The sequence below is a fragment of the Phenylobacterium sp. genome (assembly GCF_030693625.1).
Classification (GTDB): domain Bacteria; phylum Pseudomonadota; class Alphaproteobacteria; order Caulobacterales; family Caulobacteraceae; genus Phenylobacterium; species Phenylobacterium ferrooxidans.
In genome coordinates this window covers 1-21,891 of the sequence record NZ_JAUYAF010000031.1, presented here as the reverse complement: position 1 = coordinate 21,891, position 21,891 = coordinate 1, and the positions used below count along the sequence as shown (strand labels likewise).

Annotated in this window: 23 protein-coding genes; 9 read left to right on the top strand and 14 right to left on the bottom strand. The window is 66.9% G+C overall.

Going from position 1 to position 21,891, the window contains the following annotated elements; translation table 11 throughout:
• Window positions 1–130 precede the first annotated feature (130 nt).
• Entirely contained in the window at window positions 131–448 is a 318-nt protein-coding gene (locus Q8N10_RS06830) for a hypothetical protein (RefSeq protein ID WP_304777799.1), read from the bottom strand.
• Window positions 449–622: 174 nt separating this feature from the next.
• Here Q8N10_RS06830 and Q8N10_RS06825 point away from each other — a divergent pair, with 174 nt between their 5' ends.
• The 3 genes from Q8N10_RS06825 to Q8N10_RS06815 all read left to right on the top strand — a co-directional run bounded on the left by Q8N10_RS06825 (window position 623) and on the right by Q8N10_RS06815 (window position 1,896).
• Window positions 623–1,051, top strand: coding sequence for a PaaI family thioesterase (locus Q8N10_RS06825; protein ID WP_304777797.1), 429 nt, complete (start codon window positions 623–625; stop codon window positions 1,049–1,051).
• Complete coding sequence (locus Q8N10_RS06820) at window positions 1,048–1,269, top strand: DUF1289 domain-containing protein (protein WP_304777795.1); 222 nt, start codon at window positions 1,048–1,050, stop codon at window positions 1,267–1,269. The genes Q8N10_RS06825 and Q8N10_RS06820 overlap by 4 nt, the downstream gene beginning before the upstream one ends.
• 105 nt (window positions 1,270–1,374) lie before the next feature.
• Window positions 1,375–1,896, top strand: a complete 522-nt coding sequence (locus tag Q8N10_RS06815) for a TIGR02281 family clan AA aspartic protease (protein WP_304777793.1) — start codon at window positions 1,375–1,377, stop codon at window positions 1,894–1,896.
• Here Q8N10_RS06815 and dusA read toward each other — a convergent pair.
• Window positions 1,840–2,859 (bottom strand): tRNA dihydrouridine(20/20a) synthase DusA, encoded by a 1,020-nt coding sequence (gene dusA / locus Q8N10_RS06810; protein ID WP_304777791.1) that lies wholly within the window; start codon window positions 2,857–2,859, stop codon window positions 1,840–1,842. The genes Q8N10_RS06815 and dusA overlap by 57 nt on opposite strands.
• A gap of 113 nt (window positions 2,860–2,972) precedes the next feature.
• On the opposite strand from dusA, the gene Q8N10_RS06805 reads away from it, so the two are divergent.
• The 4 genes from Q8N10_RS06805 to Q8N10_RS06790 all read left to right on the top strand — a co-directional run bounded on the left by Q8N10_RS06805 (window position 2,973) and on the right by Q8N10_RS06790 (window position 5,750).
• Window positions 2,973–4,034: a site-specific integrase gene (locus Q8N10_RS06805; protein ID WP_304777789.1), complete on the top strand. Its 1,062-nt coding sequence runs from the start codon at window positions 2,973–2,975 to the stop codon at window positions 4,032–4,034.
• Window positions 4,035–4,055: 21 nt separating this feature from the next.
• Window positions 4,056–4,718: an HNH endonuclease gene (locus Q8N10_RS06800; RefSeq protein WP_304777787.1), complete on the top strand. Its 663-nt coding sequence runs from the start codon at window positions 4,056–4,058 to the stop codon at window positions 4,716–4,718.
• Window positions 4,719–4,836: 118 nt separating this feature from the next.
• Window positions 4,837–5,502, top strand: a complete 666-nt coding sequence (parA, locus tag Q8N10_RS06795; protein ID WP_304777785.1) for a ParA family partition ATPase — start codon at window positions 4,837–4,839, stop codon at window positions 5,500–5,502.
• A 47-nt stretch (window positions 5,503–5,549) separates the two neighbouring features.
• Window positions 5,550–5,750 carry a ribbon-helix-helix domain-containing protein gene (locus Q8N10_RS06790; protein WP_304777783.1) on the top strand — a complete coding sequence of 67 codons (201 nt, stop codon included), beginning with the start codon at window positions 5,550–5,552 and terminating at the stop codon, window positions 5,748–5,750.
• A gap of 31 nt (window positions 5,751–5,781) precedes the next feature.
• Here the strand turns inward: Q8N10_RS06790 and Q8N10_RS06785 are convergent, their stop codons facing one another.
• A complete protein-coding gene (locus tag Q8N10_RS06785; protein ID WP_304777781.1) occupies window positions 5,782–6,042 on the bottom strand; it encodes an AlpA family transcriptional regulator in 261 nt (86 codons plus the stop codon).
• 191 nt (window positions 6,043–6,233) lie between these two features.
• On the opposite strand from Q8N10_RS06785, the gene Q8N10_RS06780 reads away from it, so the two are divergent.
• On the top strand, window positions 6,234–7,682 hold the full coding sequence (locus tag Q8N10_RS06780) for an HNH endonuclease (protein ID WP_304777779.1): 1,449 nt from the start codon (window positions 6,234–6,236) through the stop codon (window positions 7,680–7,682).
• A gap of 26 nt (window positions 7,683–7,708) precedes the next feature.
• Here Q8N10_RS06780 and Q8N10_RS06775 read toward each other — a convergent pair whose 3' ends face one another.
• From Q8N10_RS06775 to mobC, 8 genes are all read right to left on the bottom strand, one after another.
• On the bottom strand, window positions 7,709–9,715 hold the full coding sequence (locus Q8N10_RS06775; RefSeq protein ID WP_304777777.1) for an AIPR family protein: 2,007 nt from the start codon (window positions 9,713–9,715) through the stop codon (window positions 7,709–7,711).
• A 52-nt stretch (window positions 9,716–9,767) separates the two neighbouring features.
• Window positions 9,768–10,751 (bottom strand): PD-(D/E)XK motif protein, encoded by a 984-nt coding sequence (locus Q8N10_RS06770; protein WP_304777775.1) that lies wholly within the window; start codon window positions 10,749–10,751, stop codon window positions 9,768–9,770.
• Complete coding sequence (locus Q8N10_RS06765; protein ID WP_304777773.1) at window positions 10,748–13,501, bottom strand: Z1 domain-containing protein; 2,754 nt, start codon at window positions 13,499–13,501, stop codon at window positions 10,748–10,750. Before Q8N10_RS06765 ends, Q8N10_RS06770 begins: the two co-directional genes overlap by 4 nt.
• Entirely contained in the window at window positions 13,498–14,985 is a 1,488-nt protein-coding gene (locus Q8N10_RS06760) for an ATP-binding protein (RefSeq protein ID WP_304777771.1), read from the bottom strand. The genes Q8N10_RS06765 and Q8N10_RS06760 overlap by 4 nt, the downstream gene beginning before the upstream one ends.
• A gap of 73 nt (window positions 14,986–15,058) precedes the next feature.
• Window positions 15,059–16,531: a DNA cytosine methyltransferase gene (locus tag Q8N10_RS06755; protein WP_304777769.1), complete on the bottom strand. Its 1,473-nt coding sequence runs from the start codon at window positions 16,529–16,531 to the stop codon at window positions 15,059–15,061.
• A complete protein-coding gene (locus Q8N10_RS06750) occupies window positions 16,515–16,946 on the bottom strand; it encodes a very short patch repair endonuclease (protein ID WP_304777768.1) in 432 nt (143 codons plus the stop codon). The genes Q8N10_RS06755 and Q8N10_RS06750 overlap by 17 nt, the downstream gene beginning before the upstream one ends.
• 44 nt (window positions 16,947–16,990) lie before the next feature.
• Window positions 16,991–18,031: a relaxase/mobilization nuclease domain-containing protein gene (locus Q8N10_RS06745; RefSeq protein ID WP_304777765.1), complete on the bottom strand. Its 1,041-nt coding sequence runs from the start codon at window positions 18,029–18,031 to the stop codon at window positions 16,991–16,993.
• Window positions 18,028–18,549 carry a plasmid mobilization relaxosome protein MobC gene (mobC, locus tag Q8N10_RS06740; RefSeq protein ID WP_304777763.1) on the bottom strand — a complete coding sequence of 174 codons (522 nt, stop codon included), beginning with the start codon at window positions 18,547–18,549 and terminating at the stop codon, window positions 18,028–18,030. Before mobC ends, Q8N10_RS06745 begins: the two co-directional genes overlap by 4 nt.
• 224 nt (window positions 18,550–18,773) lie before the next feature.
• Here mobC and Q8N10_RS06735 point away from each other — a divergent pair, with 224 nt between their 5' ends.
• Entirely contained in the window at window positions 18,774–19,472 is a 699-nt protein-coding gene (locus Q8N10_RS06735) for a hypothetical protein (protein WP_304777761.1), read from the top strand.
• A 21-nt stretch (window positions 19,473–19,493) separates the two neighbouring features.
• On the opposite strand, the gene Q8N10_RS06730 is transcribed toward Q8N10_RS06735, so the two are convergent.
• The 3 genes from Q8N10_RS06730 to Q8N10_RS06720 form a co-directional block, all read right to left on the bottom strand.
• Window positions 19,494–20,504: a hypothetical protein gene (locus Q8N10_RS06730; protein ID WP_304777759.1), complete on the bottom strand. Its 1,011-nt coding sequence runs from the start codon at window positions 20,502–20,504 to the stop codon at window positions 19,494–19,496.
• Window positions 20,505–20,541: 37 nt separating this feature from the next.
• Window positions 20,542–21,435, bottom strand: coding sequence for an ArdC family protein (locus Q8N10_RS06725; protein ID WP_304777756.1), 894 nt, complete (start codon window positions 21,433–21,435; stop codon window positions 20,542–20,544).
• 74 nt (window positions 21,436–21,509) lie between these two features.
• Window positions 21,510–21,821 carry a DUF736 domain-containing protein gene (locus Q8N10_RS06720; protein ID WP_304777754.1) on the bottom strand — a complete coding sequence of 104 codons (312 nt, stop codon included), beginning with the start codon at window positions 21,819–21,821 and terminating at the stop codon, window positions 21,510–21,512.
• Between the last annotated feature and the right edge of the window lie 70 nt (window positions 21,822–21,891).

Sequence of the window (21,891 nt, the reverse complement as noted above, 5' to 3'; positions counted from 1 at the left end):
TGCTGCAAGAAAGCGTGCGCCCAGGTCGGGTTCCCGTCGAGTCCCTGTAAGCCCCAAGCCGCGAGACCAACGAAAAGAGCGCGCCGACTCTGGGGGGGCCGACGCGCTCCATCAGGGGCGGTTCGAGAGACTAGCCCTTGAAGGCTTGGCAGGGTCCGCTGAGTTCGGTGGCCAGGCGGGCCTTGCGTTCGGCGTTGGTGGTCTTGGCCTCCCGGCGGCCGGCGTCCTCGGCGACGGCGGCCTTGTCCATGACGGTCATGGTGCGAGACTTGCTGGCGGCCTTGAGCCAGGCGTCCAGGTCGGCGGTGTCGGCCGCCGCGGAGATGGCGATGCCGCGGCAACGGCTGGCCTTGATGTAGTCCACGTCGGTGACCTGGGCGGCGGCCAGGGCGGAGCCGGCGGCCATCAGGGCGGCGACGGCGGCGAGCGTGGCGGTAGCGATACGCATGTGTTTCTCCCTCGAAATAAGATGCGCGGAACCTGCCCTCGCGCTGCTGAGGCTTCAAATGAATTCGCAGCAACATTAAGTATTCGAATCTTACCAATCCTTAATCATTGAACCAAGTTACTTGGATCACATAAACATCTTGTAATGTTTCGCAAGGATCGGCAGAACACAGTTATGGCCCAACCCGATCTCAAGCTCGATGTCGCCGGCGTGAACGCCCTGATGGCGCACGCCTTTCCGGACACCTCGACCGGAGCCCTGCCCCAGGTGACCGCCCTGTCGCCGGGCGGCGCCCACATTGTGCGCCCCTACGGTCCCGGCATGCTGCGCCCTGGCGGGGTGATCGCAGGCCCCAACCTGATGAGCCTGGCCGACACCGCGGCCTACGCCCTGATCCTGGCTCACATCGGCGACCAGCTGATGGCGGTCACCAGTTCGCTGGTGATGAACTTCCTGCGCGGCGCAGCGCCCGGCGATCTGCATGCCGAGGCCAGCTTCCTGCGCCTGGGCCGCCGCATCGCGGTGTGCGACGTCAAGCTCTGGACCGAGAGCGAGGACAGGCTGGCGGCGCAGGCGACCGTGACCTACGCTATCCCCTCATGAGCGACCTCCCCCCCCGCCCCCCGGCCCCGATCAAGACGCCCTGCATCAAGGTCTGCGTCATCGATGGCGAGACCGGCCTCTGCATGGGCTGTTACCGCGAGCTGACCGAGGTCGCCGCCTGGCAGAAGCTGTCGGATGAGGACCGCGCCCGGATCATGACCGACCTGCCGACCCGTCGGCAGCGCATCCGTCCCGAAAAGCTCGCGATTTTCAGCTGAGTTCGGATCGCGCGTTCACCGGTTGCAAACCCCCGCTGACGTAACCTGTCCGTTCAACAAGGCCGAGAATGGCCGGGCAACGCCGGGGTGGCGAGGGTGTCGAGTATGATCAAGCTGGCCACCATGGCCCTGATCGGAGCCGTATCGGCCGTGGGCGCGGCCCAGGCCGTCGTCAGCCTTGACCCGACCACGCGATCCGACGGCCTGCGCGCCGCCGTGGCCAACTTCGTTCCGGAACAACAGCCCGCCGCCGCGCAGGGCGGTGCGACGTCGATCGCCAAGGCCAGCGACGGCCACTATTGGGCGCAGGGCACCGTCAACGGCTCCAGCGTCCGCTTCCTGGTGGACACCGGCGCCACCGCCGTGGCGCTCACCGCCGCGGACGCCCAGCGTCTCGGCTTCGACCCCGCCAAGCTGGACTATGCCTACAAGGTGATGACCGCCAACGGCGAGGCCAAGGCCGCCGCCGTCAAGCTGGCCTCGGTCTCCGTGGCCGGCGCCAAGCTGGCGGACGTCGATGCGCTGGTTCTCGACAAGGGGCTCGACGCCTCCCTGCTGGGCATGACCTATCTAGGCCGCCTCTCCAGCTTCCAGGCCACCCGCACCGCGCTGATCCTTCAGCCCTGAGACCGCGGCGAGCGCCGCGTCCACGACGCTGAGATCCGCGCCCGGCTTTACGCTCTCCACCGTCAGGATTCGCCGCCAGGTCCGGGCGCCCGGCGCGCCGTGGAACAGCCCAAGCATGTGGCGCGTGATCCCCGACAGGTGCGCGCCGCGCTCAAGCTGGCGGGCGATGTAGGGCTTGTAGAGCTCCACGGCCTCGAACGGACCGACGTCGGCGGCCGCGCCGAAGATGCGCCGATCGGCCTGCCCCAGGATGCCTGGCATATGATAGGCGGCCCGGCCCAGCATCACGCCGTCGGTATGGGCCAGCTGGGCCTCGGCCTCGTCCAGGGAGCCGACACCGCCGTTGATCTCGATGTTCAGGCCCGGCCGTTCGCGCTTCAGCCGGTGGACCAGCGGGTAGTCCAGCGGCGGCACGTCACGGTTCTCCTTCGGCGACAGGCCCTTCAGCCAGGCCTTGCGGGCATGGACGATAAAGGTGGTGACGCCCGCCTGGGCGCAGAGGTCCACCAGGGTGAACAGGCTCTCCTCCGGCTCCTGGTCGTCCACCCCGATACGGCACTTCACCGTGGCCGGGATAGAGACGGCGGCCCGGATCGCCGCCATGCCCTCGGCCACCAGGGCGGGCTCGCGCATCAGGCAGGCGCCGAAGCGGCCGCTCTGCACCCGGTCGGAGGGACAGCCGACATTGAGGTTGATCTCGTCATAGCCGAGGTCCGCGCCGATGCGCGCCGCCGCCGCGAGGTCGGCAGGCTCCGAGCCCCCCAGCTGCAGCGCCACGGGATGCTCGACGTCGTCGAACCCCAGCAACCGTTCCCGGTCGCCGTGCAGCACGGCCCCGGTCGTCACCATCTCGGTGTAGAGCAGGCTTTCGCGCGTCAGCACCCGGTGGAAGGCGCGGCAATGCCGGTCCGTCCAGTCCATCATAGGGGCAATAGACAATCTATGCGCTTGAAATTGCTGCACTTTTCTCGTATCTTCAAAGGGCTAGGTCGCGACGCGTGCACTCCGTTTTACGCTATCGCACGACGTTTTTCGCGGGCTTTCGACGCCTCAGTGCACACGGAGCGCACACGGAAATGGCCACCTACACGAAGCTCAGCTCGGGGTCCTGGCGCGCCCAGGTCAGGCGCAAGGGACGCTATATAAGCGAGACGTTCCTGAACCGCGACGACGCGCGGCGCTGGGCGACTGAGAACGAGCGGACCATCGACCAGGGCGGCACTCCTCAGCCCAAACGCATCGCCAGGATGTCGACCTTCGCCGACTTGGTCGATCTGCACGTCGCCGACATGACCGAAGTCGGCAAGGCGCCCGGCCGATCAAAGGCGGCCACGCTCGACATGCTCAAGCGTGAGCTGGGGAAGAAGGCTGTCGTCGACCTCGATCGAGATCGTCTCATCAAGTTCGGTCGCGCCCGCGCCAGCCAGGGCGCTGGCCCGGTAACGGTCAGCATGGACATCGGCGCGATCAGGCTGGTGCTCTCGCACGCCGCCGCCGTGCATGGAATTGCCGCTTCGGCGGAGCCGGTGGATCAGGCCCGTATCGCGCTCAAGCGTCTGGGGCTGGTCGGCAAGAGCAACGAGCGTGATCGGCGCCCGACGGAGGATGAGCTGACCAAGCTGTTCGCCGAGTTCGACGGCAACGATCGGCTGACGATCCCGATGTCGCGGATCGTCAAGTTCGCCATCGCGACGGCGATGCGCCAGGAAGAGATCTGCCGCGTCACCTGGGACGACCTCAACACCCGGACAAGGATGCTCATGATCCGGGACCGCAAGGATCCCCGGGAGAAGAAAGGCAATGATCAGCGCATTCCGCTCCTCAAGGTGTCCGGCTTCGATCCTCTCGGCTTGATCGAGGAGCAGCGAGAATCCCGCACCAACTCGGAAGAACGTATTTTCCCGGTCAATCACCGCTCGGCGGGAACAGCGTTTCGGCGCGCCTGCCAGGACCTGAAGATCGAGGATCTGCACTTCCACGACCTTCGCCACGAGGGAACAAGCCGCCTGTTCGAAGCCGGCTTCGAGATCCAGCAGGTCGCATTGGTGACCGGTCACAAGGACTGGAAGATGTTGAAGCGCTATACCCACCTCAAGCCCGAGTCTCTGCACGCCATCGCCGACTCCCGGGCCGCGTAAGGCGCATCAGACTGGAGCTCGATGGCCCGACCAGCGACGACGATCGAAAGCGTCCAGGCGGCGCTCGACCGCCTGCATCACGCTGTCGCCGCTGGCCAGAGCCGGACGCGGTGCCTGCGGCGCTGGAGCGAGATGGTCCGCGAACGCGATGACCATCGCTGCGTCGACTGCCATTCGACGCGCAACCTGTCCGCCCATCACATCTGCAGGAAGGTGTTTCTCCCGGAGGCGGAGTTTCAGACAGGCAACGGCATCACGCTCTGCCGGGACTGCCATGTAGGGCTGCACAGAGGCTTCAACGGGAGGCCGGACACCACCGAGCCCATGGACGCCCAGGGCGGCGAAAAACTGCGTCAGATGGAGAGGCTGTACTGCATCCTCGACCAGGATGCGGTCGAGCGCGACCGCCTGCAGCCAGGTTTCTACGATCTGAGCGAGCAGGTGCTGGCGAAGTTTAAGCTGTTCATGGGGTTCGACCCAGACACCGTCTTCCCGGGCCCACCCGTACGACAGGCCTATCTCATCTGGGCGCAGACGAGCCTGAGTGTCCGAAGGGCCATCGCGGCGGCCAACGGGGCGCCGATGACCGACGGACCCATTCTCCCCGGCGAGGCCTACATCGTCATCGGCGGCGATGCGGGAGAGCAGGTTGGCATGACGATTAAGGATCCCCGCTGGTATTGAGCAGCGGCGGCCGACCCGCCTTTTTCTATCCCAATCTGCGATATTCCCCGCCGTGCCGGCGCAGCCACTGGCAGCCCTTCGCACGCGTGTTCACATGGCCTCCTGTGTGGAGGTGGACATGAGGACAATCGCCATAATCAGCCAGAAGGGCGGAGCCGGAAAGACCACCCTTGCCGTGCACTTGGCCGCCGCAGCTGCGGGGGACCGGGTCGCCCTGCTGATCGATACCGATCCACAGGCGACCGCCAGCCGCTGGAGCGAGTGGCGCGGCGGGAAAGACCCCGAGGTGATAGATTGCGGCGCGCCCTCGCTTCTCGCCACGAAGCTGTCGAGGGCGAGGGAGCTCGGCGCAGAGCTGGCGATCATCGACACCCCGCCTCATGCCGACGCCATGGCGCGGCAGGCAGCGAAGCTGGCCGACCTCATTCTCGTTCCGTGTCGGCCGAAAGCGTTCGACCTCGCGGCGATCGAAGCAACGGCCGAGCTCGTCAAGACAAGCCAGACACCTGCGTTCGTCGTGCTGATGGCGGGACCTCCCAATGCTCCGCTGATCTACCGCGAAGTGGCCGAGATCATCCGGGGCACCTTCGGACTTGCGATTGCGCCGGCAGTTCTGCCCGAGCGCGCAGCGTTCCACCACAGCACCGCGAAGGGAGAGACCGCCGGACAGCTGGATCCCCAGGGCAAGGCCGCGAAGGAGATTGCAGCCTTGTGGCGGTGGACATGTGAACAGCTGGACATGCCCACACGTGCGCACGGTCGGACACCGGCGGCAGGCCTATGAGCCGCTTCGCGTCGATAAAGTCGGAGCAGCGGAGGGCTCCGCCCGCAATGGCGGAACCCGATCAGCAGCCCGGAAGGGCGCCCGCACGGATCGGCAAGAAGGCCATCAGCGGCTATTTCAGCCGAGAGGTGAGCCGTGGGCTTCATCTGCTAGCGCTGGAGCAGGGCTCCAGTCTTCAGGCCCTGATGGGCGAGGCGTTCGACGATCTGATGCGGAAGTACGGAAAGCACCCGTTTGGAGAGCGCTAGCGCGTACGTGTGATCACGTGGGCATGTCCACTCAGCCAAACGCCCGCGCCTCCTGCGGACGGGCGGGGTGGACGCGGCCTTGGCCGGGATCGGAGGTCGAGGACTTCGTGCCCTTGTCCGCCCAGATCTGGAGATCGTCGATCGCGTAGACGACGCGACCGCCGATCTTCCGGTAGGTCGGCCCGGTGCCGTAGGTGCGGTGCTTCTCGAGCGTCCGACCGGACAAACCTAGAAAACGGCCCGCTTCGGACGTGCGCAGCAGACGCGGCGGCATGGGAGCGCCTTCAAACATGTTGGTCCTCCTGGCGGCGGGCCGCCCGCGGGGCGCGGGCGAAGGCCATCGCACGACTCAGGTATCCACGGCGGCGCCAGCGCCGAAAGGCGTAAGTCTACGCACCGCTAAGGGACCGCCGTTGTTAATCCGTGAAATTCAGCTATATCAACGAAAATCGTTGAGGTTGGGTTATGTCTGCAGAGATTGAGTTGGGCGCCGACGACGTCAGAGCCGCTCGGGCGCTTTTGCAATGGTCTCAGGCCGATCTTGCCAAAGCCGCAGGGGTTGGCGTGTCGACTATTGCCGACTTCGAAAAGGGAACCCGGACACCGATAGCGAACAACCTCTCGGCCACCCGCCGCGCGTTCGAAGTGGCCGGGGTCACGTTCACGCCGACCGGACCGACGATCTACAGCGAGCTGTCTCTCTACATCCTGACCCAGACCGGTGGGACTGAGATGCGTTTCAGGTATGCGGCCGAGGGGGCGACAGCCGTCCAGGACGTGGTCTCTGTCTTCGGTACGACCGACGGCAATACAATCGAACTGGACGCCGTACAGTCCGCTTCCCCGGCGCTGAAGGGTTCGATCGACAAGCTCGTGGAGCGGCATGGCGGGGCCGTTCCCCAACTCAACAAACTGAAGCAGATCATCGGGCGGCTCGCCGATGGAGAGTATTTCCTGCTGCTGCCAGCTCAACCCGAGACGAGCGCCGGACGGCTGGAGGTCGAGCGCTTTCTTCATGGGCTCAATCATCCCGACGAAAAGCCCGAAGGCGACGAGCTCTTCGGTGTGCTCCTGACGCACTACGACATCGCAAATCCGAGGACCGATCGCCTTACCGTCATCGGCAAGGACCTCCTTCCGCGCCGATGCCGCTTCTGCAACCGCACGTCGGCTGACGGTGCCACGTTCAAGAAGGCGGCTCACGTCATACCGACCGCGTTGGGGAACGATCATCTCAAGTCGGCGCAGGAATGCGACGACTGCAACGAGTATTTCGGGTGTGACACCGAGCCGTCCCTGATTGCCATGCTCGACATCCAGCGGGTGTTTCTGGGCACGCAGGGGCGCGGCAAGGTCGACGGGCGACCCAAGCTCTGGTTCGGAGAAGATGTCCTTGTGCACGATGGAAGCAAGGTGAACATCACGGCGCAGACCGTGCGCCACGACCCGTCCGGCGCACTCACCGTCGAACTCGGAAAGGGCGCTTCGCTCACGCCGTCGGCCGTCTATCGAGCACTCACCAAGATGGTCTTGTCCGTCGTCGCGGACGACCAGCTGCCGTTCCTGAAGGAGACGATCAACTGGGTTCGGCACACCCCGAACACTGATCGTCTACTGCCCAAGGTCGCGACGGCAGTCGTGTTTCTGCCCCCCGACCCATCAGCGCAGCTAACCGTCTACACGAGGCGGGCACCTCATCCGCGCCTTCCGCACATCGTCGGCGAGTTCAGGCTGGGCTGCTACATGTACGTCTTCGCAGTACCGTTCTCACAGCAGGACGAATGGGATCTGGTCGGGTACTTCGACGAAGAGGATTTCCAGGCAACATTCAAGCACTACGCCCTGGCGGGACGTTGGGATCACCAGGATCTCAGTCGCCAGAGCAAGGTGTCCATGACGCCGCGCCTGAAATTTGTTCCCAAGACGAAGTGAGCGGCGCCGGCTATCGGCGCCGACGTCTACTCCGCAAGCGTAACCGGGTTCAGCAGCCCTGCTCGCTCGACCGCCACATAGGCGTCGAGGGCGGGTTTGGCCTGCTTGGCGGACGGCTTCCTCTGCCATCCGCCCGCTGCATAGCTGGCGATGCTCCGGCAGATTCCGGCGACTTTCCAGTGAATCACCCCGGACTGCTGTCCGCGCTCCGCGACCTCGAGCCAGGTCGCGCCGCCGATGTCCATGCACCGTGCGATCCGTTCGTAATCGGCAGCGGAAACGCCAGAACCGCCGGGGGCCACGGCCGCTCCTCCACCGCCGGCATCACTGTAGGTGAGTTCGGGCGGCAACGGATCGGCGAGCGGCGGCAGCGCATCCTGGAGCCCTGTCCAGCACGCCTCCTTCTTGTACCACTCGCTCGGGTTCAACTGACCGGCTGAGGCGCGCATCGCCGCATCCATTGCCGGCGCCCAGGAACGGATCAGGTCTTCCAGCTCGGGCGAGATCGCCTGCCGCGCCCAGATCCTGTTGAAGTCGATGCGCCCGCCGGTGCGGTGGCTGAGGCCGGAAACGATGTAGGCGATGATCTGCGCCCCGTAGGCGGGGAATTTCATGGCGCGGACGATCCGTTCGGCGCTCCGGTAGAGGATGCCGATGGCGACCAGGCGCTTGAACCAGTCGGTGTCCGGCGGTGGCGGCGGCCCGTCCTTCAGCCGCTGCATGAAGTACTGGAAGTTTTTCTGGCCGCCGAGGCACACCCGGTAGGGCAAACCGCCCCACGCCGTCAGATAGCGGGCGACATCGAGCTTGCTGAGCCGCCGCTGCTTGGGCGTCTGGAGCTTGAACGCGTTCTGTTCGGTCTTCCGATACGCAGCCTTGGATTCGGCTGCGAGATACGATCCGCGGGCGCGCTCGTAGAACCACCTGCCCTTCCCGTCTTCGAGCCAAGTGTTGTTCGCCAGGGTCTCGATCTCCTGGTGGAACGGGTCGTTCGCCGAGAAATCGGCAAGCTGGACAGTGTTCTGCCTGTTTGCGGCCCGGGATATCGAGGTGACCATCTCGGCCAGATCGGCGCCGCCGACCTTGATGATCTTCACTGGGACCGCGACGTGTTCGAGGGACAGGCTCTCCTTGCGGCGGGCCCGATGGAGAGACGCCGTCGTCTGGCCGCCATTGACGATCTGCAGGCCCTTCAGCCGTTTTATCGAGGGCGGGCCGTCACCGTCCTGCACGAGCTCGATCTCATCCGCGGTGGCCACGAGGCCGTTGTTGAACGCCAGAAACATGGAGGGCTGTTCGACGATCGTCTTGCGCAGCTCGGCGTTGACGGTCTTGCGCCCCTTTAGGCCCAGGAAGGCCCGAACATTGAGCTCCAGTAGACGCACGCCGTATCGGTCGTAGACCTTGGACAGCACCTCCCCCGGCAGGACTGCCAGATAGGCGTCATAGCCGCCGTCAAACGACGGAACGTGCAGGCAGGGGACCGCTGCGCCGCCCAGCGCCACCAGGTCGACCTCGATGTCAGCCCGGGTCTCGCCCTCTCCGAGGACGCGTTGCAAGCGCACGATGTCGTAGGCCTCGAACTCGACGGAACGGCCTCGCCAGTCGGAATCGTCAGGCGCCGAACCCGCCATCACGCCATCGGTCAGCAGGACGATGCGAATGCCGGTAAGAGTGGACGCCTCGGTCTCGATACGCCGCGCCAAGTCGCTGGCGTCCGTGTTCGAAGGCTCCAGCTTGCTCGCCAGCCCCTCAAGACACGCACTTGCGAAGCGCAGGGCCCGTTCGAACGCCCGTGCGGAGTCCGCCGCCGGCACGCGGCCGGGGTCCGTTTCTCCGACATACATCGTCGTGAACAGGTCAAGGCGGCCTCGGTCCTCGTCGAACGCATAGCCGTCGATCCGGTAGGCGGCGTTGCCGAGGCGGCCTTCCTGGTGAAGGTCGAAGGTGTTGTCCAAGTGTCCTGCGTCTTCGAGACGTTCGAGGACAAGTCGCGTGAAGACGCCTGCCGAGAACGGCATGTCGGGGCTCAAGCCCTCTTCTACGTCTGCACCTAGCGCTTCTGCGAAGCGCTGCACGCCCTCGTCAACCATCCGCCCCGCCCCCGGCGAACGCTGTGAAGACAGCGTCCACATCGACTGTGTGCCCGTCGATCGCCCGCAGCTCAAGGTCGTATTCCGCCTCGCGGATCGCGCCGGGAACGGCGGCGCGGGTCAGCCTGGGGAAGGTCGGGCCCACTCGAAATGCAGACAGGCCCCGCTGCTCCACCAGCGGAGCCGCTCGGGCACCGGTGTCGTCTGGCATCAGGCCGCGACGCAGGAGGGCGTTGCTGAAGGCACGCTTCGCAGCATCCCCAGGCAGGGCCTGCTCGATCTCGTCCGCAAGTGCACCGAGCGACTGGCCATCAGGAGTCTCGATCAGGCGGAGATGCACCAGATCGAGCTGCCGCAGGCCAACATCGTCGAGTTGATCGAGCGTGGAAATGCGGATCGAGGTCGCGACGCCCAGCGACGTCTTCACCTCCAGCGCGTGGCCCTGCCGCTCGAAGTCATGCAGACCGTCAGCCGGCGCCACCCATGTCCCCTGCAGCAACGGATTGCCGAGGATCAGGCGGCGCAGGACCATGAGCTCGCCCAGGAGCCCGACCACCTCATGCCGGGACAGGCCCGTCCGGCGCTCCTTCAGGAACCGACGCCAAGCGTCGAGGCGAGCAAGGAAGCCGGCCAGACTGTCGGCCTCCCCTTCTATCGCGGCGGCCTGTACTGCATCCGAACAGACGGTCACGAAGAGGTCAGACCGATCAGAGTCTTCGAGGGAAAGGACGAGGAGGGGTCCGTCCTCGCCGGGCGCAGCGCTCAGCCTCATGCCTCCGACCTCGAAGAGAGCGGAAGGTGCGACCGTTGCGGGGACCAGGAGGCAGGGTGCGTCGTCCGCCGCCCGCAGGGCTGCATAGATGTCGAGAGGAAGCTCGGGCGCCAATCGCTGCGTCCGGAACTGCCGGGTCTGTGGTGGATGCAAGGCGAGGTCGGCCCAGGCCGCCTGCAGCTCATCGACCCAGGCGGCGCTCACAGATCCTGCTCCCGCTGACTCACCGTGTTTTCATAGTAGATGCGGCGGATCGCGGTTGGGCTGTCCGGGAAGCTCACGACCAGACCCACCAGAGGCCGGTCGCTGCCGGTCTTCGCGACGACGGGATCGAGCGGATAGACGATCAGCAGGCCATTCTTCGGCCGGCGACCGCGCAGCATCCGGATGCTCGGTCCGGACGGCCGGTCGGTCGGAGCCTGCCCGGACAGGTCACGCTGCGCGTTGGTCTCGGCCAGAGCTTCGTCGAACTCGGGGCGGGTCAGGTCGATCGCCTCGTCCGGCGGGTTCAGAATGGTCCGGACGATGAAGCGCGAGTCCGTCGACTTGTCCTCGCGAGGCGTCCGCCGGATGCTCAGGAACCTGCGGCCGCCCAGCTCGACCTCGGCGCCGCGATCACCCGTCGCGAGGAAGACCGTCCAGTCCGTAAGCTCGCCCGTGCGGATCTGATCCTCGATGTAGGTCGCCAGTCTGGGGCCATCGATCTCGTAGCTCTCCGGCGGAAAGGCGAAGCCGCGCAGAAAATCGGCGATGGTCCGGCCTGAGACGCCGGTCCAGAGTTCCCCAAGCGCTGCGGCTCCAGACCCGGGACGAACGGGCGAAGGCGTTCCGGCGCCGAGCCCCTCGATCAGGCCGTCGGCGAGCACGGCGTTCTGGTCTGCGGTCGCCTTGTCGCGGAAGAAGACGGTCTGGATCTTGCCCTCGCCTGCATAGCCGACGGGCCGAGCAGAGGCATGCCTCTGCTTGTTGGCCGCGGTCACAGTCATGATGCTGTGGCCGGCAACGCGAAGGCCGTACTCCTTCGGCGTGGCGAGCATCAGCTGCATGTGGGCAAGCTGGGACCTCAGTTCCTGGTTGGCGGTGGCCACATGCCTGAACCAGTCCTCCATGTCCGGAGTAGTGTAGAGGCGGCACAGGTCGGCAAAGCCGCGCCGGTAGCCAAACCAGCGGCCCATCTGCAGCAGGCTGTCGTACTGCCGGGATATTCGCAGGAAATAGCTGACGGTCAGCCCTTCCAGGGTCAGGCCGCGCGAGAGCTTGTCGCCGCCGATGGCGATGACGGAGAGCCCGCTTTCTTCATAGGCGTCGTAGTCGAGGCCGGTCTTGCTCTTCCCGTTGGTGACCACGACGCGAATCTTGTCGGCGCTGTCCGACAGGCAGGCCCGCACCTCATCCCACGACACGTCGACCGTGCTGCGGCCGTAAACGGTGGTTTCAACGGCCGCGATCGTGGGCACGAAATCGCCCTCCCAGAGGGTCCGAAGGCGGCCCAGCGTCTCGCGGTCTCCACCGGAGATGAGAGCTCTAACGGTGTCGAGCTGGCGCAGGACCTGGCCGTAGACGGCTTCGTGGACATCGACGAAGCGGGAGACGTGAACCAGCATCGAATTGTGCACGCGGGTCTGACCGCGGGCGGCACGGGCCGCGCACGCGATCAGGAAGGCGTCGATCGCCGCGTCGAGGCTCGGTGGCGTGACGTCATCCCCGCCAAAGCTCGGGCGCAGTGTTTTGTCGTGCGTGTCGGGTATCCAGCCTTCGCCGCTCTGATCGATGTAGCGGGTGAGCGGAAGGCCACCGGCGTCGCCCTCGTCGTTGGTCCCGAATACCGCGACTGGCCCGAAGTAGTCGTCCGGGGGGGTCAGTGACACGATGAACGTGGACGGGAACAGGTCCGCGCCATAGTCCTCGGCCGTCCGCTCGTCGTGCATGAGGATGTTGGCGAACGGGGTCGCCGTGTAGGCGACGTAGGCCGAGCGGTCGAAAGCGGCCAGCAGCTTGCGGATTTCGCCGTTGATGGGTTTGGGATCGTAGTCTTCGTCGAAGGTGCCGTCCGGCAGCGTGGGCTGATCCTTGGTGTCGACTGAGGCCTGATCGGCCTCGTCATCGATCACCAGCAGTGGTGCGACCCGGGATTCCTGGGGCAGCCGGGTGATCCAGCGATTGAGATTCCTGAGAATGCTGCCGTTCTTCTTCACCACGAGAAGGCACGGCTGGCTGAGAGGCGCGAAATTGGCCTGATTGGCCACCGGCAGGTTGAAGTCGCCCTTCACCGTCGCAAGGGTCAGGCTGTCGACGATCAGGCGCGGGTTGATCTGCCCGACGCCGATCACCTTGCGCCTACCGTCCGGCCCGAAGGACGCCGGATCGGTGTCGTACCCTAGGAAATCGGTCTCCAGGCGATCCTGGGTTTGCAGGCGAAGGACGTTGTGCATGCCGGCCAGCACGACGATCACGCGATAACCTGCGTCCGCTGCCCGGTTGATCACGCCCGCATAGTGCGCCGTCTTGCCGGACTGCACGTCGCCGACAACCAGACCGCGCCAGTCCCAGGGTCCTTCCCGGCCTGGATCGTCGAGAACCTCGAGGACGCGAGCGGTGCTCTCGCGCAGTTCCTCGACCGATTGGACTGGCCAGTTGGCTTCCGCCAGCTTCTGGAGATAGCGGTCCATGAACGGCCCAGGACGCCGGCGCTCGCCCACGTACCAGTCCGGCGGCCGGCGCCGATCCTTCAGGGCAAGCGCCGCGCCCTGCTCCACGACGAAAAGGCTTTCGAGAATCCTGGCCGCCGAGGCGAGTTCATCCGGTGTGAACGTGTGCCCCGATGTCGCCGAGACCAGAGGGGAGACGGCCGCGACGGCCTTTTCGACGCCCTGTCGATCGACCACGGCTCCAGACTGCGACGTAAGCAGCTGACGCGCCATGTTGGTCAGGGTGGACTGCGGATCAGCGGTCATGGCGTGGCCTTGAGGTTCTGGAGGACGGCGCTGCGCAGCGCCGACATGTCGCCGGGGAGGTGCCGGATCAGCTGATCGACACGCTCCTCGACGGGGGTGGAAACCGGCATAGTGGCAATGACCGCGGCAAGCTGGGCCGCCAGCGTCGCGATCTCGTCGGACTGGAGCGCAGGCGAGGCCGCGCCTTCGGCCTCCGAGACATCGAGCCAGATCCGTTCGACCGGCACACTGCGCTCGATGATGGACAGCAGGCCTTCGACCATGCCGGCATTGCCATTCATGGCTCCGATGACGGCGCGGACGGCGGGGTGGTCGCGCTGGATGCGGTATCGCGCGCTCCCAGACCCCGCTGCCCAGATGTCGTCCTGCGGGCGCGCATGGCGCAGCTGACCCTTGGCGCGACTGCCGCGCCACGCAAAGACCTCGCGGGCCTTGTCGCGGCACAGGCCGGCGATGACTGTCAGCCGGTTACGCAACCGGCCCGGGGGACGGGCCTGCGACTTGCGGACGTCGATGCGCCAGTCCGCGTCGAGGTCCGTCGGCAGGTCCACGGCGATGCGGGCCAGCCGGCTGGCCTCGTCCCGCGTCCAGGCCCGGGTTCCGCCCAGCCCGAGCCAGCCGCCCGGCACAAGCAGGCGCCGGCCGCGGTAGACATAGAATCCTTGGCGCTCGCCCCAGCCGCCGGGGCCGCCTGCTGCCTCCCACTCGGCCTCGTTCGCAAACCTGTCCCTGTGGGGAAGCACGTACGGCGTCACCGTCAGGACCTTGCCGGCGTGGCGCACCGGCTCCGACTGCATGGTGATCGTCGCGGGGTGACTGCGCTGGAAGGGGTCCCAGCCCTTCAGGGGACGACCGTTCAACGATATGGCCACCCTACGCGCATCACCCCCGAGGAAGCGGTGAAAGACCATTCCGAGGTGGGCGCCGATGTCCCTGACCCGCTGAAAGAAGGCCTCGCGGTCGAGGCCGGACAAGCCCCCGATCGCGTCCATCCGATCCCACTGGACCAGTGTGCCGTTCTCGTGTGCCGACAGGTCCTCGAGTTGAGCCGACGCCGGCGGGGGATCGGGGACCAGCGCGTCCCAGCGCCCGGCGGCGATCACGGCATCGACGTCCCAGGCCAGCGTGGCCGAGGCGCCGGCTTTGCGGGTCACGACGGTGAGACACCGGCACTGGGACAGCGAGGCGGTCTTCAGACCCAGCCCGAAGCGGCCCAGGTCGTCCTGGGCCCGGCCACCGGTCGGCCCGTCGCCGCCGAAACACATGGCCTTGACCAGCGCATCCTCGTCCATGCCTCGGCCGTCATCCAGGATCCTGGCGACCGGGTCGCCCTCGTTCCAGTCGAGATCCACCGCGATGGTGGCCGCTCCTGCCGCGATGCTGTTGTCGATGAGGTCCGCAATGGCCGTCTCTGGCGAATAGCCAAGGCCGCGAAGGGACTGGAGCAGCGACGAGGCTGCCGGAACGATCTCGATCTTGCGCACCAGCCCTCCCCCGTCCGCGGCAGCGCGCCGTCACATCGGGCGACGACGACAGTGACCGCTTTTCGACTGTGGTTCAGGCGGCATCGTCGATGGTCGCACGCACGGGCTCGCGCGCAAGTAGAAGCTTGAGCGACGTGGCCACGGCCTTGGCCAACAGGGGCGGGACGGCGTTGCCGATCTGGCGGTAGGAGGCGTTCATGGCCCCGGAGAAGCGGAATCCGTCCGGAAACGACTGAAGACGGGCGGCTTCGCGGACCGAGACCGTCCGCTGTTGCCGGGAGTCCCAGTGGATGTGGGAATAGGTGTCCTTGCCCATGTGGGCGGTCAGCGTCCGCGACGGCAGCGCCGGATCGAGCTTCCACCACTTGTTGGGGAACTTGCCGGGGTCGTAGGGCGGGACGTGCTCGGCCTGCAGCACCTTCCAGTGCGCCGAGCCCTTCGGCGGCCGGGGCCGTTCCAGCTTCAGACGGGCCTCGAAGAGCTCCTCGGCGACCTTGCGGGCCTGCGGGTAGTCGGCCCCCTTGGGCATGGCCTTGAAGATGGGAAAATCGCGGGGCGTGAGGCGCACCACGTTGCCGGCGACCTCCCCGCCCGTCTTGAAGCCGGACCATTCGCGCATCAGCCGCTGATAGGGCGTGAGGTCGAGGAATTCGCGATAGGGCAGCCGATCGTTGACCTTCCGGCGGCGCATCTGCTCCGGAGTCCGGACGTGTTCGGAGATGTAGGGCAGGTCCGCCAGGGCGGCCTTGACCGTCACGGCCGGCGGAAGGCCCTCCGCCGGCGCCGGCACGCGGATGAAGCGGCCATCCTCGGGAACATGCTTCATGGCGACGCTGCGGGCGCTCTCGTAGCCGGAGGGCAGCTGCACGTGGTGGGTCGGCGCCGGGAAGCTCGGCCGGACGCCCAGCGAGCTGTCGATGGCGATCAGGAAGAGGCGCTCGCGCATCTGCGGAACGCCGTAGTAGGCGGCGTTCAGGAGGGTGTAGCCGGTGAGATAGCCCCGCTGCTCAAGCGTGGCGCAGATCTCCTCGGGCACGTTGTGGCCGCCGAAGTTCAGGATGTCCGGGACGTTCTCGATCAGGATGGCCACCGGCTGGGTGGCATCCACGTATTCCAGGAAGCGCTTGTAGAGCTTGGCGCGGGGGTCGGTCCGATACGCGTCTTCCTCCCCCCGCACTGAGGCCAGCTTCGAGCGACCGATGCGTGCGAACGCCTGACATGGCAGGCCTGCCGCCAGGACGTCGAAGCTCTCGGCGGTGGCCGTCTTCAGACCGAGTTCGCGGACGAGATCGTCCGCGGCGTCCACTTCCATGTCCCGGGCCTGGGACCACGCGTCCGCCAGCACTGTCGGCGGGACCGGGAAGTTTAGGGCGTAGCTTTCGGCCGCGCCCGGCTCGAGTTCGACGTGCGCGATGAGCTCCAGGCCAGCGGCGGCCAAGCCGAGCGACATGCCCCCGCAGCCCGAACAGAGCTCGAGCACCCGCGGAGCGCCCTTCGCCCTAATCCGTTCGAGCTTTTTCGCCCTGATGTCAGCTCTGTAGCTCATCGATCCCGCGCTGCCCCAAATGCGAGGCGATTCGTTCGTTCAGGACTGTCGCATCCCGAGTTTCACATTCCCATACGACCATGGCATCCCAGCCGAGGTCCGCCAGTTCTTCAAGAACGCGGCGGTCCCGGGCCACGTTCTTTTCGAACTTCTCGGCCCAGAACGCCGGGTTGCTCTTCGGAACCGTGGCGTATCTGCAGCCGTCGTGCCGGTGCCAGTAGCAGCCGTGGACGAAGATTACCTTCTTCCTGGCCGGAAAGACCAGGTCCGGCGATCCGGGCAGGCCACGGCGGTGCAGGCGGAACCGGTATCCGAGGGCATGGGCCGCGCGGCGCACCTTCAGCTCCGGGGCGGTATCCTTCCCCCGGATGCCGGCCATCATGGCCGAGCGGCGCGCCTTGTCCACGATGTCCATGCCGCTTCCATGCCACGCCCGGCGCGGCGCGAGAATCCCGCAGTTCATCGGTCGCGCTCGCGACCGTTCCCCGCCGGAGGCCTCGGCGGCGCAGACTCCCTCGAAGCCTGGTTGGAGGCCCTTAGGTGGCGGGCCAGCGCGAGCCGCTCGAAGTCCGGCCGGGGCATGTCGCGCACGAAGGCGGCCACCGCATCGCCGAGCTTCCGGTCCGTCACATCAGGCGAGGCTTGCAGGGCTCGGGCCTGCGCCAGATAGAGCTCCCGGACACGTTGCTGACGGCGCAGGCTGGCGGTTTCCCAGGGCCGTGGCTGACGATCCCCCTGAAACGCCGTGCGGGCGCCCTCGCGAAGGGCGGCCCGGGCCACCTTCGGAACCGGCCCCTGACCTGCCGCATGGCGTTCGAGCATCCGTCGGACTGGGCCGCGCACGGGCTTTCGCGTGACGCCGCGGGCGCGGCGGGGTGTCGCCTCCGCCTCGACGCCCCGGTCACGGAGCGCCTGGGCGAAGGAACGGCGGAAGAGCTCCAGATCGGCCTTCTTCGGGTTGAACCGCCGCCCGTCGTGCCCGCGTGAACATATGGACAGGTGAACATGTGGGCGTGCGGTGTCGGTGTGCAATGTGAACACGTAGTCGTGCCGCCCTGCGAACATGTCCGCCGCGAAGGCGCGCGCCGCGTCCCGGACGACGCCGGGGTCCGTGCCGGCCGGCATCGACAGCACAAGCGAATGGCTCATCGGACTGCCGCCGCGCCGCCCGGTATCGGCCATGGCCTCCACGCCCCAGTCGGCCGCCAGGTCCCTGACCTCCCGCCGCCCGCCAAACAGGACGCCGTCCGGGCCCTCCAGGGGGAGCTCGCCGTTGCGCGAGATGTAGTCGAGATGGGCTCGCAGATGCGCGGCGTCGCGGGTCCGCCCGGTCACCTTGACCATGACCTCCGGCGCTTTCGCCGCCAGCCGCGCGAGGCGCGGCCTCGGGTCGGCGCCCAGCCCCGCCTTCGAAAGGACAGTCTGCGGACGTACCTGCCGCTGGCGCACGGCCGGTCGCCAGACGTCCTCGAACCCCTGCACGGGGATGAAGTCGCTCATGGCGCTCCGTCCCAGTAGGCCAGGTTGCCCTCGAACGCTTCGCGCATTGCGCCCATGTGCCCGCGAAGTTCGCGCCTCAGGTCGTCGAGATATCCGAGCTCCAGGTCCAGGACCCGACCCTCGACCACCGCAGTGTTCAGGGCACGGGCAATCTGGTTCACGTTGACGCCCACCCGGTGCACCTCGCCATGAAGGGCGATCAGCACCGCCCGTTCGGCAGGAGGGAAGGTCGGCCTGCCCGAAAGTCGGCGGCGCAGCACCGCCGCCGCCCAGGCATTCGGCGTCAGGCCCCTGCTGACCGCCTCGGCCTGCATTCCGGCCGCGTCGCGCTCCGACAGACGAACGGTGAGCTTCTCCGGCCGCGAGCAGCGCGGCGAGCCGGTAGCGCCCGTCGTCACGCCTTCGCAGGCCGCAGACATGAGGCCCCGCAGACTCGCTGAACGGCCGCCACGGCGGCTGGCCCAGGCGTCGAAGCGGCCCGCCAGGTCGTCATCCAGCCGGACATTGAACAGCGCCACGATCACGCCTCGCGTAAGACACCGCCGCCGCCAAGGCTATCCTGCCATAGACCACGACCGCGCCACTCTGGCCCCTCCCCTCGGCGGTCGCGAGGCGTAAGCCTACGCCCCCGACCGTTCGCCCGCCGCCGCTTCGCGTCGCCCCAGCCGGGCCAGCGCAGGTCATCTCTGCAGGGTCGCGAGGTGTCGACTGTCTCGTGAGTCGCGCGCATCCTGAGGGTCTCATGCGGCAGTTCGAGAACTTCGGCGACCAGCGCTACCAGGGCTACTGCGTGCACTGCGGGGGCGACGACGGCACGCGCGACCATGCGCCGTCGAAGACGCTGCTGGAGCGGCCCCTCCCGGAAAACCTCCCCGTCGCTCCCGCCTGCCGCAAGTGCAACAGCGGCTTCTCCGACGACGAGGAGTACGTCGCCTGTCTCCTGGAATGCGTGCTCACCGGGACCACCGACCCCGCCCGGATCGCGCGCCCGGAGATCGCTCGCGCCCTGTACAAGAACCGGAAGCTGCAACGGCTGATCGAGGCCGGGCGTCGCGAGACGGACAATGGTCCGGTCTGGGATTTCGATGTCGCCCGGGTCCGTCGTGTCCTGCTCAAGCAGGCCCGCGGCCATGTCGCGTTCGAGATCAACGAACCGCATCTGGAAGAGGCGGCGTCGGTATGGTTCGGACCGCTGGAGACGATGACGGCGGCGCAGCGCGACCAGTTCGAAGGCAGGGACGAAGGCGGCCTCGCCGCATGTCCCGAGGTGGGCACGCGCGCCATGCAGCGGCTCCTCGTCGTTGGCGATCAGGTCTTCGAGGAGGACGCCTGGCTGACAGTCCAGCCTGGCCGTTATCGCTACCGGGTCACCCAGGAGGACGGTGCGACCGTCCGGATGGTCCTGAGCGAGTTTCTGGCGTGCCAAGTGATCTGGGACTGATCGTCGACGCTTCGCCCTGCCTCAGTCATCCTTGGCGAAAAGGTCGGCGTGATAGCCGCAGAGACCAGGGTGTTCTGAATCGTCCCAGGCGGAAACCTCGGCGTGGCAGACCGCGCAGCGCTCGCCGGAATGTTCCCAGCCGCAAAGGGCGCACGCCGCCTCGGCCACAACCAAGCCGCCCTTGCCGCATTCTGGGCAGTCCCCGGTCGGCGCGCCGTCCGGGTCGGAGGGGTCGAACCAGGGGTCTATGCCCTTGGAGCGAAGCACGGCCTCCATCAGCCACTCGCCGTCGTCGGCATCGTCCTCCGAACTGCATGCCGCGCAGACGAAGGTGACGCTCTCCTGCAAGGTATTGGCCTTGTCCGCCTGGCCGACCAGTTCTGACTGGCAGTAGCCGCAGCGGAGGAACGGCGCCGCTTCGGTGAGTGCGTGCGTGTTCCACTGGATGTCCGCCAAGGAAGCCGCGCAGGCCGCCTTCTGCTCGGCGTAGACCGTTTCCTCCGTCAGCATGACGCCCCAGCACCCATCGCCGAGCAGCGTGGCCGGGTCCTCCAGCAGGAGATCGACCACGATCAGTCTGATCAGCGCCGTGGCGATGGCGATGACCGCTCGGAATTCGGCCGTCGTGGCCTTGGTCCTGTAGTGCTCCACGTCGTTGCGGATGGCCTGGAACTTCTCCAGGTCGCTCCACAAGCGCGTCAGGCTGTCGGCGGGAAGCTTGGTGTTGATGCTGTTCAGCCGCTCCCTGATCTGACCGACGTCGACCGTGTTGCGGCCTTTCCCGACGGCATGGACCGAACCGTCCGGGAGGGTCTTGAATTCGTGCCTGGCTCGAATGAGGAGTCCGTTGCTGTCGGGCGGTGAGCGCCGGAGCAGCTCTTCCTTCAACAGGAGCAGGATTCCCGCGTAGATGTTCCGGACCGCCGACAGCATGCGGCGTGGATCCGGCGACGCGGTGTCCTCCACGCCGATCTGGATCGACTGAACGGCATTGGTAAGCAGGCTGTGCACCCCGGCAGTATGGCACAGCATGGCGCGGGCGCCGCCGAATGCGGCGCCCGCGATGTCGTCAAGGCTGCCGGCCCTTCAGAAAGTCGGCCGCTCGCTGCGCGTGCGCGGCCGCGGTGAAGATGAACTTCCGGTCGCCCTTCAGCACCTCCAGCCAGTTGGCGATGTAGCTGGCATGGTCGGGACGGGGTTCGAGTTCCAGCCCGAGGTCGGCGCAGAGAAAGGCGGCGCCCAGTTCGGCGACCAGTTCTTCGCGGGCATAGCCGTCATCGCCCCAGCGCTTGCGGCCGAAGTCCCGATCCAGCCGCGAGGGATGCCGCGTCCAGTGGGTGCATTCGTGGGCCAGGGTGGCGTAGTAGGCCTCTGGATCCTCGAAACATTCGAAGGGCGGCATCTGCACCCGGTCGGGGCCGATGGCGTAGTAGGCCTGGGTTCCGCCGTGGCGGATCTCGGCGCCGGTCGCCGCGAAGAAGCGTTCGGCATGGTCGATGCGCCGGGCGACGTCGACCGGGGGCTGGGGCGAAACATGCGGGGTGAGTGGCAGGCCCTCGATCTGATCGACGTTGAAGACCGTGTAGGCCTTCAGGAAGGGTATTTCGCGCTCGACATCCTGGCCGTTCTCGCCGGCCTCGGTCCGGGTGATCCGGTTGGCATAAATCACCGTGGAGCCGTGCTCGCCTTTCCGGACATGGCCCCCGGCCGCAAGCGCCTGGCGGAACGTCATCCAGGTCGGCGAGATGAAGCCGCGACCGACGGCCTCGGTCCAGAGCAGGACGACATTGATGCCGCTGTAGGGCTCGCCGGTCGAGCGTAGCGGTCGGCTGACCGAGCCCGCCAGATGTTCCGATGACCACGGTCTGGTCCAGGGCCGCACTCCGGCCTCCAGGTCGGCGACGATGGCGTTGGTGACCCGGCTGTAGAGGTCCGGGCGCGGGGTCTCGTGAGGGCGCGTCATGGCGGCCTCCTGTGTTTGGGGATTTCGGGAAGCGGCGCCCCGCCGGGGGTTCCGGCGGGGCGCTTTGCGGAAGGTCAGTCGGCCTGGCGGCTGCGCGACCAGATCAGGCTGTAGCCCTCGTCGGCGTCGACCAGGCTGGCGTAGATCGGAGCCGGGAAGCTCGGGTCGTCCAGCTTGACCGAGAGGTAGGCTCGGTCCTCCTTGGAGGTCTTCATCCAGGCCGCGCCGAATTCGGTCTGGCCGGAGAAGATGCGGAAGTCGGGGCCGTTGTCGTTGGTCTTCTCGGCCTTGCGCAGGACCGCCGACTTGACGTTGAGGGTCAGGGTCTTGATCGCGCCGTTGTAGTTGCCGGCGTCGTCCTTGGTGAAGGTGCCGATGGTCGCCATGGTGAAGTCTCCTTGTTCCTCGGACCGCGCCCATCGCGGCCTCGATGGCGATTTCCAGGACGAGGGGCGC

Excerpts from the sequence above, each read along its gene's own strand:
- Q8N10_RS06825 (WP_304777797.1), top strand. The coding sequence starts at position 623 with ATGGCCCAACCCGATCTCAAGCTCGATGTCGCCGGCGTGAACGCCCTG.
- Q8N10_RS06750 (WP_304777768.1), bottom strand. The coding sequence starts at position 16,946 with ATGGACATCGTGGACAAGGCGCGCCGCTCGGCCATGATGGCCGGCATC.
- Q8N10_RS06805 (WP_304777789.1), top strand. The coding sequence starts at position 2,973 with ATGGCCACCTACACGAAGCTCAGCTCGGGGTCCTGGCGCGCCCAGGTC.
- Q8N10_RS06815 (WP_304777793.1), top strand. The coding sequence starts at position 1,375 with ATGATCAAGCTGGCCACCATGGCCCTGATCGGAGCCGTATCGGCCGTG.
- Q8N10_RS06790 (WP_304777783.1), top strand. The coding sequence starts at position 5,550 with ATGGCGGAACCCGATCAGCAGCCCGGAAGGGCGCCCGCACGGATCGGC.
- Q8N10_RS06800 (WP_304777787.1), top strand. The coding sequence starts at position 4,056 with ATGGCCCGACCAGCGACGACGATCGAAAGCGTCCAGGCGGCGCTCGAC.
- parA (WP_304777785.1), top strand. The coding sequence starts at position 4,837 with ATGAGGACAATCGCCATAATCAGCCAGAAGGGCGGAGCCGGAAAGACC.
- Q8N10_RS06765 (WP_304777773.1), bottom strand. The coding sequence starts at position 13,501 with ATGACCGCTGATCCGCAGTCCACCCTGACCAACATGGCGCGTCAGCTG.
- Q8N10_RS06735 (WP_304777761.1), top strand. The coding sequence starts at position 18,774 with ATGCGGCAGTTCGAGAACTTCGGCGACCAGCGCTACCAGGGCTACTGC.
- Q8N10_RS06720 (WP_304777754.1), bottom strand. The coding sequence starts at position 21,821 with ATGGCGACCATCGGCACCTTCACCAAGGACGACGCCGGCAACTACAAC.
- Q8N10_RS06820 (WP_304777795.1), top strand. The coding sequence starts at position 1,048 with ATGAGCGACCTCCCCCCCCGCCCCCCGGCCCCGATCAAGACGCCCTGC.
- Q8N10_RS06830 (WP_304777799.1), bottom strand. The coding sequence starts at position 448 with ATGCGTATCGCTACCGCCACGCTCGCCGCCGTCGCCGCCCTGATGGCC.
- Q8N10_RS06785 (WP_304777781.1), bottom strand. The coding sequence starts at position 6,042 with ATGTTTGAAGGCGCTCCCATGCCGCCGCGTCTGCTGCGCACGTCCGAA.
- Q8N10_RS06730 (WP_304777759.1), bottom strand. The coding sequence starts at position 20,504 with ATGCTGTGCCATACTGCCGGGGTGCACAGCCTGCTTACCAATGCCGTT.
- Q8N10_RS06755 (WP_304777769.1), bottom strand. The coding sequence starts at position 16,531 with ATGAGCTACAGAGCTGACATCAGGGCGAAAAAGCTCGAACGGATTAGG.
- Q8N10_RS06725 (WP_304777756.1), bottom strand. The coding sequence starts at position 21,435 with ATGACGCGCCCTCACGAGACCCCGCGCCCGGACCTCTACAGCCGGGTC.
- Q8N10_RS06745 (WP_304777765.1), bottom strand. The coding sequence starts at position 18,031 with ATGAGCGACTTCATCCCCGTGCAGGGGTTCGAGGACGTCTGGCGACCG.